General features: G+C 68.3%; 6 protein-coding genes and 1 pseudogene. 3 read left to right on the top strand and 4 right to left on the bottom strand.

Annotation, left to right across the window (positions count from 1 at the left end):
• Positions 1–610: 610 nt before the first annotated feature.
• Both A6A27_RS04905 and A6A27_RS04900 read left to right on the top strand, forming a co-directional pair.
• Positions 611–1,189 (top strand): reverse transcriptase domain-containing protein, encoded by a 579-nt coding sequence (locus tag A6A27_RS04905; RefSeq protein ID WP_274534522.1) that lies wholly within the window; start codon positions 611–613, stop codon positions 1,187–1,189.
• A 155-nt stretch (positions 1,190–1,344) separates the two neighbouring features.
• Positions 1,345–3,384 (top strand): hypothetical protein, encoded by a 2,040-nt coding sequence (locus A6A27_RS04900; RefSeq protein ID WP_073833267.1) that lies wholly within the window; start codon positions 1,345–1,347, stop codon positions 3,382–3,384.
• Between the two features lie 356 nt (positions 3,385–3,740).
• Here A6A27_RS04900 and A6A27_RS04895 read toward each other — a convergent pair whose 3' ends face one another.
• On the bottom strand, positions 3,741–7,505 hold the full coding sequence (locus A6A27_RS04895; RefSeq protein ID WP_073833266.1) for a S8 family serine peptidase: 3,765 nt from the start codon (positions 7,503–7,505) through the stop codon (positions 3,741–3,743).
• A 230-nt stretch (positions 7,506–7,735) separates the two neighbouring features.
• Between A6A27_RS04895 and A6A27_RS04890 the strand changes: the two genes are divergently transcribed.
• Complete coding sequence (locus tag A6A27_RS04890) at positions 7,736–8,761, top strand: helix-turn-helix transcriptional regulator (RefSeq protein ID WP_143193881.1); 1,026 nt, start codon at positions 7,736–7,738, stop codon at positions 8,759–8,761.
• 235 nt (positions 8,762–8,996) lie between these two features.
• On the opposite strand, the gene A6A27_RS04885 is transcribed toward A6A27_RS04890, so the two are convergent.
• The 3 genes and pseudogenes from A6A27_RS04885 to A6A27_RS45675 all read right to left on the bottom strand — a co-directional run.
• Positions 8,997–10,202, bottom strand: coding sequence for a low temperature requirement protein A (locus tag A6A27_RS04885; protein ID WP_073833291.1), 1,206 nt, complete (start codon positions 10,200–10,202; stop codon positions 8,997–8,999).
• A 52-nt stretch (positions 10,203–10,254) separates the two neighbouring features.
• Complete coding sequence (locus A6A27_RS04880) at positions 10,255–11,472, bottom strand: low temperature requirement protein A (protein WP_083672422.1); 1,218 nt, start codon at positions 11,470–11,472, stop codon at positions 10,255–10,257.
• Between the two features lie 184 nt (positions 11,473–11,656).
• Positions 11,657–11,842, bottom strand: a pseudogene (locus tag A6A27_RS45675) (AAA family ATPase); the annotation flags it as partial.
• Positions 11,843–12,315: the final 473 nt, after the last annotated feature.

Below are 12,315 nucleotides of genomic sequence, written 5' to 3'. Positions count from 1 at the left end.
CTGCCAACGGCTGACCCGACAGCTCCCATTAGGTGGGGAGCAGGAAGGCGAGCGTGAGCGAACCGTTGCAGGCGTGCCGAAACATGTGAGATGGCATCAGAACCGGAGCGGTTTACGAGTTCCGGGATAAGCCTGGCGGGTGCCCGCGTATTGGCCAGGCGGTGTCCGGCATGGAGGCGGCGCGAGCCTGGTCTGCGGCTTCTGCGCGGAACGTGGGAAGGCGAGCGTCGCCACCGTCGACCGGGGCCGGGGTTGGTGCCGGCGGCAGCAGGGAGCGTGCCGAGCAGCGGAAACTGCGAGGCGTTGAGTACCGTCGCGGCGCTCGCTGGCGGACCGGCTCGTAGTAGCGGGGAAGCGCCCGTAATGGGCGTGGAGCGAAGGGGTCGGCTCATCTGTGGTTTGTTCGCGCGAGCAACCGGGGGAGTTCCCTCGGGAGGAGACGAGTGAGAAGTCAGGTCCTCAGGACAAGCCGTTTGTGATTTCGAAGCAGTTGGTGTGGGAGGCGTACAAGTGAGTCAAGGCCAATAAGGGTGCTGCCGGAGTGGATGGGCTGCCCATCGAGGAGTTCGAAGCCGATCTGAAGAACAACTTGTACAAGATTTGGAATCGGATGTCCTCGGGGACGTACTTTCCTCCTGCGGTGAAGGCGGTGGAGATATCGAAACCGCATGGCGGTGGGACGAGGATCTTGGGAGTGCCGACGCTGCCCGACCGGGTTGCGCAGACGGCGGCGGCGTTGGAGTTGGAGCCACGTACGGAGTCGATCTTTCAGGACGACTCGTACGGGTACCGGCCGCGCAGCTCGGCGTTGGACGCGATCCGCAGATGCCGGGCGCGGTGCTGGAAGAAGGACTGGGTGTTGGACCTTGACGTCCAGAAGTTCTTCGACTCGGTGGATCACGATCTCATGGTCAAGGCGGTGGCGGCCAACACCGACAAGCCGTGGGTGCTGCTGTATGTCAAAAGGTGGCTGGTCGCGCCGCTGCAGCTACCCGACGGGACCATGCGGGCGCGGGACCGGGGGACCCCGCAGGGGTCAGCGGTTTCGCCTGTGCTGGCCACTTCATGCACCACGCGTTCGACTCCTTCCTGCCTCGGGAGTTCCCGACGAGGGAGTTCGAGCGGTACGCGGAAGCTGCGGTGGTGCACTGCGCGAGCGAGCGTCACCGCCGCCTTGATCAACGGTTAGTGAAAGACCAAGGCCAACCGCTCTCGATGTCCTGCGCACCTGCTCGATGATCACCTCCACTGATCGTCTGTATTGGGCGCTACGGCAGCGCTCCGTCGTCCATAGGGGAGTCACCGCAGACACACGCCTCGGCGCCTCGATGAGAGGATACGGCCGTGAAATCGGCCTTGCCGCGGATCCAGCCGATGCTGGACTCGGCCTTCAGCACCTTCGATGCTTGGCGCGACCGCGCTGAGGTCCGGCTCGACGCCGCGGCCGACGAGTCGCTGCGTACCTGGTTGCGCCTGTTCGCCTTGGCGATGGTGGCCACCGTCGGCGTCGTCGCGCTGCTGCGGCTGGTGCTGACGGCGGCGGTCGGCGGGGGTCCGGTGGCGCGCTGGGTTGCGGCATTCGTGACGGCGCTGCTGGCATCGGTACTGCTGACAGTCGTCGTCCGCAACGTCATCATCTCGCTGGTCGAGCCGGCTCACCGGCGCTCGTTGCTGCTGGCGTTCCTCACCTCCGCAGCGGCCGTCATGGTGAGCGTCGAGGCGTTCGCCGCCATCACGGCAGCGATGGCCGGCGGGGATGCCGACCTGTGGGCCATCGAGCGGTTGTACATGTGGCACCTTGTCGATTCTGTTCCGCTGCTTGACATTGCGCGCCGGCTGGAGTGGACCGAGCCGCCCGTACTCCCAGGCATCGACGGGCGGCTGCTCGTGCTCGGCTTCAAACTGGTCGTGATTCCGCCCTTGGTGCGCGTCGCGGTCGCTGTGTACGCGCTCGTCGAAAGCCGACGCAACGAACGGCGATATTCGGCCGCGGTGGCGAGCAAGATCGGTGGACGCCGCATCTTCCGCTTCGTCGAGATCCCGGTCTGGCTGCTCTTGCTGGCAACGGGCGCCGGCGCAGTGTGGAGCGTGATAGAGCCGGGAGCGGATCTGGCGATGAGGTGGTTCTCGTGGACCAGCCTCGCGCTCGCTGGGACCGTCATTGCCATCATGGTCGCTGCCGCCGTTGGTATCTGGGCCTTTCAGCGGGTACGTGAACTGCCGGCCGTGCTCACGCTGGCAGCGGCCGTCGCCTTGGTGTGGTTCGACAGCCCAGTGCTTCCCGGGATCAGCGGGCGGGGACCGTGGAGCAAGATCGGCATCACGCTGCTCGTGTGGCTCGTGATGACGGTGCTGTTGCTGGTTTTTCTATGGGACGAGGAGGAGCTGCCGAACGACTTGGTGGCCGCGGCGTTCCTGCTCGGGTTCGTAGGAAGCGATGCACCGGCCACGCGATGGATCACTGAACACGTGACGTGGGCGCCTTGGGCTTTCCCCGTCGGTCGGGCGATCATTACCGCGTGCTGGGGATTGTCTGCGGTCTTTCTTCTTTATCTGATGTGGAGGGTATTGCGGCGCCCCGCGGTCTTGGGCACCAGCGACTGGGCGTCACCCTCGAGCGGGCTGCGGGAGGACCTACGCGGCTATGCGCTGATCGGTGTGCACGTCGTCATCGCTGCGGCGGCGGTGCTGACCCTGCTGCGTGCCGTTGGTGCCGTTGATGTCCGGGCCGGCGCGACGGATGCCGGCTGGACGAGCGCGTCCGAGTCGCTCGCCGCGGTCACCTGGCACCTGGTCGGCTCGTTTCCCGGTCCCAACATCCCGCAGATCCTGGACTGGCGGCTGGCGACCGACTTCGGCGGGCCGTGGGCGGGGCTCGTCATCGTCATCGCACTGACATCCATCATCGTCTTTGTAGCCTTCCCGATGATCCGTACCATTGTGCTGTGGGCGCGGCTGACCGCGACGCGCCCGAGCACTGCCCAGCCGCTGGTCGAGGTACCAGCGGCGATCCTTGGCAACCTCCGGGCGGTCCTGGCCTTCCTCGAGGCGTGGGACAGGGACCGCGACCGGCTGCCTGGCCCGTCGCACCTGCTCCTTTTCAAATGGTCCCCGCCGCCAACCATCCCCGACCAGAGGAGGCCGACAGAAGGTGTGCGCGACGCGGAGCGTCGGCTGGTGGAGTCCGAACTAGACCGACCTCGGCTGCTGGACCTCCTCGGCGAGCGGTCACCCATCTACATCGCCGCCGACCACGCCATCGTCCGCACCGCAGACGCCTACCGGGCGGCGCTGCACACCCGGACCACCACGGAGCAAGCCCGTGAAGCCGTCGACGAGTTCGCCAGCCTAATCGAGCGCTGGCAAGCAACCTTCAAGGCGTGACACCCGCCCTTGCCTCCAAACCGGACGATGCACATCGTCGCTTCCCTCTGGCAATCGAAGATCGCCGCCGGCGGAATTCCCTGGGCCGTGCTCGCCGCAGCCAGGCCGAGTGGGGCAGGCGAGTCAGCGGGGCCCTGCCGCCGGATGTCCAGCCCCATATCGATCTCGGCGACTGGGGCACCTACTGGTACCGCGGCCGAGTACTCAACGGAGTCCTCGTCGAGGAACTTCGGCGGCTGCACCATCGTGGGCTGCGGTGGCCGTGGGTCGGCGGTCACCCTCGCGGTGGGAGTCGTGCGATCGGGACCCGCCGACGCATGGTTGGCGGTCGGCGGGTCCCGATCGTTCGACGATCCTCAGCGCACGTCGTAGGCGCGGGTGATGGTCTGGGAGACCTTGGCCCCCTCGGCGTCCGTGAACTCGACGCGCAGGCTGACCTGCTTGCCGGAGTCACCGGAGTGGTTAACGACGAGCTCTGGGCCTCCGGGCGTGAGGCTCGTCGTGCCCTCGACCCAGGTCGTGCCGTTGTCGGTCGAGGTCCACACGTGGGCCTCCACGATGGCGCCGGCCGTGTAGCCCGGGTTCGCCTGAACGCGCGCCGGGATCGCGACGGACCCAGCCGCGACCGCCTTGAACCCGTCAGCGGGGATGTCCAGACGCGGCATGAGCATCGGCAGCGGGCGGCTGTAGACGTCGGGTTCCTTGTGCGAAGAGAACGTCCACGTGGTCCGGGTCGCCGTCGAGCGCTTCCAGAACTTGGCCGGAGCCCCGACCTTCTCCGTGTTCAGTGTCAGCTCGTAGGTGGCGTCCTCAGACGGGACCGTGAACACGTCGTACGGGTAGCTGCTCGTGGCGATGGTGACACCGTTGCGCTTGAGCACCATGTTGCCCAGGTCGCCAAAGGAACCGCCGTCGGACCAGTGACCGGCGCTGTCGGCCCAGATCGTCGGGGCGACGCCGATGAGGTCACCTTGGCGCTCGGCGATCATCTGCGGCGTGCCGTCGTTGTCGTTCCGGACGCCGGGGGTGACCGACCCGCCGTACCACGAGTCGGTGACCACCTGCCCCGGGGCGAAGGTCCGGAAGCGGTCGTTCATGACCTCGCCGAAGGGGAAGCTCGAGATGATGGACTTGTACCACTGCGTCCCGTCGGCGGTCAGGTACTCCGTGCGGGTGTTCGGCACCGCGAGAGCGTCGATGCCGCCAACGGCGAATGCGACCGTGCTCGGGCGCTGGGCCGCAGTCATGTCACCGAAGTCGGTCGTGGCGCCCATGCTGGAGTACGTCGCCTGGATGCGACCGAGGGAGGCGTCGGCCACGTCGTGCTTCTGGGCCGTGACGAGCTGGCCGTCGGAGAAGAAGCCGAGCGTGTAGGCATATGGGCTCTTGGCCTGCGCCGACCAGGTGAGCGTCACCGGACCGGCTGCGAGCTCGGAGCCGAGCGAGGATCCCTCGGCCGCGGACAGGGTGTAGACCGGCAGGGGCACCGCGTTGGTCCCGACCTGCGCGAGCCAGGTCCCGGGGTCGTCGCGATAGAGGAGCAGCGCCTTGGCTCCGGCGCTCGCAGCCCTCGTCTGGATCGAGAAGTCGCTGCCGTCCGGAATGTGCGCCACGGCAACCTTGCCCTTGATGTCGACTGCCTTGAAGTCGGCAGCGGTGCCTGCCCCGACCGAGACGGCCTCGGCGGTGCCCTGCCCGTCGAGGTTGCCGACGCCGGCGCGTGGCGAGAGCGGGTGCAGGGCGAGCCCACCGGACGTCGTCATCGACGAGACGAGGGGGGTGATCCGCCGGCTCCAGTGCCCGAACTCGAACGAGCCGTCACCCTTGGCCACCTTGCCCGTGATCTGGGCGTAGATCTCGCGGGTGCCGGGACCTGTGCTCATGGATCCTGAGTGCAGCCACGAGGTCGGCCACTGCCGCTCGAAGGTGAGCGTCGTCGAGCGGAGCTCGCTGGGCTGCCCGGTCGAGACCGTGAGCGGGTTCGCCTGTCGGGCGTCGAGCACGATCGAGGTGTCCTTGTCGATCGTCACCTCGGGACGGGCGAGGTAGGCCAGCGACTGCGGGGTCGACGGGTTGGCCGCGCCCGGGGTCGGCGTGAGCGCGAACGACGTCAGGAAGTAGTGGCCCGGGCGGACGGCGTAGGTCTGCACCTTGCCGTTGAGGAATCGACGCTCGCCCTTGGAGGTGTCCGTGTTGACGATGTCGACCGACGACGAACCGGTGGCGGGGTTGCCGTTGCGGTCGAGGACGGTCACCGTGAGCGTCACCGACGGGGCGGTGGCGTAGAGGTTGAACGCGGTCGAGACCCGCTGGCCGCCGCCGGTTGCGACGATGCGGGCGGTGATGTCCCCGAGCGCGCTGTCGGGGATGTTCGCGCCGAGCTGGACCGTCACCGGGACCTCCACGGTGCCGTGCGCTGGCACGATCACGTGCTGGGGGAGCCTGACGAGCGGTGTGTTGACCGGGCGACTGTCGTTGCCGGTGACCTTCTCGACGGACAGACGAAGGTCGACGGGCGTATCGCCGGCGTTCGCGTAGGTGAGGCTCTTCGAGTTGTATCCCTTGGTCTGCGGGTACGCGAACTCGCCTCCGTAGACGCTCGACTGTCCGGTGACCGTCTGGGAGAGCATCCGCGCGATGTCGAGGCGACCGGCGCCGACTTCCTGGGCAGCGCCCGCGACCGTCGGGTCCGCCGAGGAGGTGAGGAGCTCCTTCAGCTGCTCACCGGTGAGGGTGGGGTTGGCCTCCTTGGCGATGGCGGCAGCCCCTGCGACGTGCGGGGTCGCCATCGAGGTGCCTGACATCGAACGGTAGGCGTACACGCCGCGGCCGCCCGCGGCCGCGGCGAGGATCCCCACGCCCGGCGCGGCGATCTCCGGCTTGAGCGCGTGGGTGCCGCCGACCGGTCCGCGGCTGGAGAAGTACGCGGTCGCATCGGTGGAGTCCACCGCACCGACGGTGAGCGCCGACGTGGCGCACCCCGGGCTCGACACCGTGTTCTGGGCCGCGCCGATGTTGCCGGCCGCGATGACGAACAGGCTGCGACTGGAGCCCGAGAGCTCGTTGACGGCCTGTGCGATCGGGTCGTCGCACGTTGTCGTCGGCCGCATGCTACCAAGGCTCATGGAGACGACATCGGCGTTGTTCGCGACGGCCCACTGCATGCCCGCGATGATCTGCGACTCGTAGCCGGCGCCCGAGTCGTCGAGGACCTTGCCGATGAGCAGTTCGGCGCCAGGAGCGACACCACGCTCCTTGCCGCCGCTCTCGGCTCCGGTGCCGGCGACCGTCGACGCGACGTGGGTGCCGTGGCCGACCTTGTCGTCGGTGCCGTACTTGGACCCGGTGAAGTCCTTGGTCTGACCGATCCGGCCGGCAAGGTCGGGGTGCCCGGCGTCGACGCCGGTGTCGAGGACGGCGACCTTGCTGCCCTTGCCGTCGAGGCCGGCCGTCCAGGCCGCGGGGGCACCGACCTGGGCGGTCGAGTCGGCGAGCGACGCGCGCAGGGCACGGTCGAGCCAGAGCTTGGCGAGGCCCCTTCCAGCGCCTGAGCTCGCGTCGGTCAGCTCCGACCACGCCGCCGTGACGTCCGACTTGTCCACGGCATACGACAGCGAGTTGACCGAGGCGAGAGTGCTGCTCTCGCTGGCCCCCGTCGGCGCGGGCGTCGTGTCCGACACCGTCCGGTTGCCCTCGTCGTACTGGGCGATGAGGCGGATCGCGTCGGCGTGGGAGTCGTCGAATCCCTCGGCGACGAGGCCGGTCACGTTGAAGAGCTCGCGGTCGACGAGGTCTGCCGCGAGAGCCTGGCCAGCCGTGGCGGGGAAGACGTAGAGGTTGTCGCCGTCGCGGAGGGTCTCGTAGTCAGGGACAGTGCCGTCGACTCCGGGCAGCACCTGGGCGAGCGGCTGGCCGTCCGCCGTGCGCGTGACACGGACCCGGTCGCCCGAGATGAGAGTGACAGTCGCCGACTGCTGGCCCTGTGCCTGGTTGGCGGACCCGACGATGGGCCGTGACTCGCCGGCGGCCGAAGCGCCGACGGCTGATGGGGAGAGGGCGGTCGCGGCGATGGCGAGTATGCCGGCCGACGCGAGGGTATGACGTCGCCAGGTGCGGCGCATGAGACCTCCGTGAGGATGGAGCCGGGCGCGAGACCCGGTGGGTGGGGACGAGGCGGAGCCGGGGGCGTCCTCGCCGCTGCCGGCCCCGGAAGTGGGGCCGGTACCGTCGAGCAGAGTGCCAACGAGGTCCGCCTCGCGGAACCGGTGCAGGCAGGCGGAGAATCGACATGTCGTGTTCTCGACAGCCCGGCGTGCGCGACGGCCGGGCCGAGCGGCGTGAAGGGAAGCCCATGGCCATGGAGGTCGATCTCAGCGCCATCGGCCTGACAGCGGCGCAGGAGCGCGACTACCAGTCCCTCGTCGTCGATGGTGGCGGGACCTCGGAAGCGCTCGCGGCACGATGGCGTCGCCCCGTCCAGGAAGTCGACGCGGTTCTCGTGTCGCTGCGCGACCTCGGGCTCGCCGAGGTGGCGGCGTTCGAGCCCGGCGTGTGCCGGTGGTTCCCCACGGCCCCGGAGGTCTCGCTGCAAGGGCTGCTCAACTCGCGTCGGCACGCCCTGTCCGTGGCGGAGACGTCGGTGGCCCGGCTGACCGAGATGTTTCGCCGCGACCTCAACCATGCCGACGTCGGCGACCTCGTCGAGGTCGTGCTCGGAGCAGAAGCGGTCGGGGGACGGTTCCTCCAGCTCGAGCTGAGCGCGAGGGACGAGGTCTGCGCCTTCGTCGACGCCCGCCCCGTCGCCCTGAACCCGCAGGACAACCGCGCCGAGGAGCAGGCCCTCGACCGCGGCGTCAGGTTCCGGGTCGTCATAGAGCGGGCGGCGTTCGAGGATGACACGACGGTCGCCGAGGCGCGGACGGCCCTCGGCTCCAACGCCCAGGTCCGTGCCGTGGCAAAGGTCCCGACCAAACTGCTGGTGACCGATGGAGCCGCGGCGATGGTGCCGCTCTCGGTCCGCGGATACGATGCGGCTGCCGTCATCATCCGGGCCCCGAGCCTCGTCCATTCGCTGGTGACGCTCTTCGAGTCCGTCTGGGAAGCAGGCGTCCCCCTTGTCCTAAGCCCCGACAGCTCCCTCGTCGACGGTCCCGCCGCGGGGCCGGACTCGCTCGACGTAGCCCTCTTGTCGCTGATGCTCGGCGGGCTCACCGACGATGCCGTCGGCAAACAGCTCGGGATGAGTGGACGGACCGTGCAGCGCCGGATCCGCGCGCTCATGGACCTCACGGGATCGACGACTCGTCTGCAACTCGGCTGGGAGGCGTCCGAGCGCGGTTGGGTCACTCGTCGTTCCGATGATGCGTGCCGGTCCTGAACTCGTGCGCGGAGTTGGCATGGCGTTTTCGGTCGTAGTTATCACATTCGGCGATCCGCCCGGACGCTGTTATGGGCCCCTGTTCGGATGCGGTCCGGGCTCGTTTCGGTGACATCGGCGAGCACCACGACAAGGGCCCATCCCGAGTTGCTCGCCCAAGCAGGAGCGCAGACGTCGACCGGAAAGCCCGGGCTGGCGGCGTTGACTTCTCCGGGGCCCTGCTCGGTTGGGGCCGTCATGGTGACGGTTTGGGTTGTTCGGGCGGGCGTCCCCACGCGCGCCGCGCGTCGGCGACGGCCGCTGCGGTCAGTACGGCGGCTGCGGCTGCGGCTGCGGCCAGTGGTGGTAGGTGGATCATCGCGGGGAAGAGGGCGGCCAGGGTGAGAAGGACGATGATTCGAGACGGGGACACGCGGGAGAAGACCTCGTGCTCGAAGCGCGCCCGGCCGATGGTGAACAGGGCCGGTCCGCCGAGGATGACCGCGATCCACGCGGCCTGGGTATCGCCGTGTGGGTGTTCGATGGTCACGTGGAAGCCGACGGCGGTGGTGACGATGCCGGCGAGCATGATCAGGTGTGAGTCGGTGGTGGACCAGCCCATTCGTGCCGGGGATGTGCTTCTGTTGATCGCTTCGGGGAGGATCTGCCCGGCGCGGTGGAAGTAGATCCGCCAGATCAGCACGGTGGTGGCCACCGCTATCGCGAACGCGGCGGTTTCGCCGGTGCCGATGGCGCCTTCGGCGTATACGCGGCCGGTGACCAGGATCGCCTCGCCGAGGGCGATGAGGAGGAACTGTTGGTAGCGTTCGGCGAGGTGCTCGCCCTCCATGCGCAGTTTCGCCGCTGGAGAGCGGCCGAGGCCGGGGACGGGGAAGCCGGCTCGTGCGGTTATCCACTCGGTGGCCAGCGCGAGCAGCCACAGCGGTAGCCGCCAGTCGAGTGGCAGCACGGCGCCGGTGATCCACAGGGCGCCGGTCATGCTGAACGTGGTCAGCATGCGAAGCTCATGACGTCGTCGTTCGGGTTCGCCGCGCAGTGAGATCGCCAGGATGAGGGACCGGCTGACGTGGGCGAGGACGTAGGCGCAGGCGAGGGCCAGCCGTCGTTCGCCGAAGGCTCTGGATATCGCGACTCCCATGACCAGGCTGGCGACCAGTGAGCTGATGACCACGAGTTGGACCCGGTGGTGGTAGGGGTCGTACTGGCTGGTGGTCCAGGCCGTGAGGTGCCAGACCGCCCACAGCGCCAGGAGCAGCAGCAAGGCTTTGCCCAGGCCCATGGCGACGACGCTCGGGAAGTGGCGGTAAGGGCCGGTGAGAACATCGGCGGACCGGATCGATATCCGGGTGAACGCGAAGACGAACACCACGTCGAAGAACAACTCCAGGAAGGTCGCCTGCCGTCTGGCCCCGTCTTTGAGCAGCAGCCGTGCCTCACCCACCGTCACAACCCCTGTCTCCACCGCGCGGACCTATTGATTGCTGTCGAACCACTCACCTGGATGGTGATGGGGCTTCCAGTGGTCTTCCGCGGGCGCGTGCGACGTCGGCGGCGGCGATCCCGGCCAGAACCAGCGCGGCGGTGAGGGAGACGAGCACCGGCGGCAGGGAGAGCATCAGCGGGGCGGCGAGGATGAGGATGACGACCCCGACCACGCGAGGTCGGGACACCCGGGCGAAGACCACGTATTCGAGGTGGGCGCGTCCGGCGACGTACAGGGCGGCGCCGCCGAGGATGACCGCAACCCAGGCGGGCATGGTGTGGCCGACCGGGTTGGGGATGACCAGTTCGTGGCCGATGGCGGTGATGATGATGCCCAGGATCATGATCCAATGGGCGAGGGCGGCCACGCGGCCGAGGTGTTCCGGGTTCTTGGATGCAGCGATGGCGTCGGCGAGGATCTGCCCGGCCCGGTAGAAGTAGATCCGCCACAGCAGCACGGTGGTGGCGAAGCCGATCACAAACGCGGCGGTCGACTCGACGTCGTACAGGCCCATGGTGTACTCCAGTGCGAGGGCCACGACGGACTCGCCGAGGGCGATCAGGAGGAACTGCCGGTACCGGTCGGCCAGATGCCCGCCGGCGACCGCCCACGCCGTGACGCGCAGCGAGCCGTGCCGGGGCGCCGGCCAGCCGAGTCTGGCCGCTAGATAGTCGGTAGCCGCGCCGCAGATCCACAACGTCACCCGGGTTCCGCCATGGGTAAGCGCCCCGGCGATCCACAGGATGCCGGACAGCGTGAACCAGACGAGTTCGCGGCCTGCGGTGCGCTGGAGTTCGTGCCCGCGCAGGATGATCATGAGGACGGCGGCCCGGCCGGTCTGGATGACGACGTACGGCACGGCGAAGGCCAGACCGCCGTCGCGGAACGCGGTGGGTAGCCCCGCCGGCATGATCAAGACACCGAACATAGTCGTGATGATCACGGCCTGCACGGGCAGTCGGCGCGGGTCGTACTTAGCGGTTGTCCACGCCGCGAGGGTCCATACGCAGGTCAGCGGCATGAGCAGCAGCAGTGTCTTGCCCGCGGCGGGGACGGCATGCCACCCGTGGGCGACGCCGGGCCAGCTCAATCGTTCGGTGATCCGCAGGGTGATCCGTTGGATGACGAAGATGAAGGCCAGGTCGAAGAACAGTTCCAGGAACGTTGTCTGCTGCGGGCTCCCGTGTTTGCGAATCAGGTTCTCGGCACGTCCTGCCGCCGCCATCATCGCCGCCGCTGCTTCGCTGACCCGTCACGCAGCCACCCTGGCACGCCGGCCCACCCGGGCGGACGCGATCGCGGCGATCCCACCGGCGGAACGTGAACCGTGCTATCACCATCAAGACCTTTACGTGAGGGCGAGTGCTACCACCCCGACCGGAAGCGCGGAAGGCACGGGGCCGTAACAGCTCCGAATGCAGGCTCGTCTCCGGCTCGTTGAGCACCAGCAGCGCGGGCGGCCGCGGGGTGAGCAGAGCGGCGACCCACCGCAGGTACCGCAGCATGCCGTCGGACAACTCGGCGACACCCAGCGCCCGCAGCAGGCCCGGCTGCCGCAGCCAAAGCTCGAACCGCCCGGCCTCGACGTTGATGTCCACCTCGCTGCCGGGGAACGCCGACTCGACGGCGGCCGAGAGCCCGGCATGGTCACCGATCTCCCGTATCGTCTGCAGGGCGGCGGCGAGGTCCGCGCCGTCGTGGCCGAGCACGAGGGTGCTCCACGACCCGGACCGGCCGGCTGCCGATCTTTTCGTTGGTGTCTGCGACTCGGCCAGATTCGGTACTGAACAAGATATTGAACGTTCCGTTACTCACGCTCAGCATGCTGGTGGCCGTGGCGCCGCTGAACACCACTGAACAGCTCTCCGGCTTTATCGTGGCAGTCAGTGAACGCAGCCGGTACGGCGCGACACACCGGTAGGTGCGATCCAGCCGGACGCTGACCGCGACCGTCAACGCATCGGTCTTGTCTCGCACCCCCGCAACCTGTAGCACAAGACACCGTCAAACGTCGTTAACAGCGAGTGACGATGGCAGTCCGAAACGCTGTGTGGGCAGTTGCCTCGCAGTG

The sequence above is a fragment of the Micromonospora sp. CB01531 genome (genome assembly GCF_001905095.1).
In the GTDB taxonomy this organism is placed as follows: Bacteria; Actinomycetota; Actinomycetes; order Mycobacteriales; family Micromonosporaceae; genus Micromonospora.
This window is presented reverse-complemented; position numbering and strand designations above follow the sequence as displayed.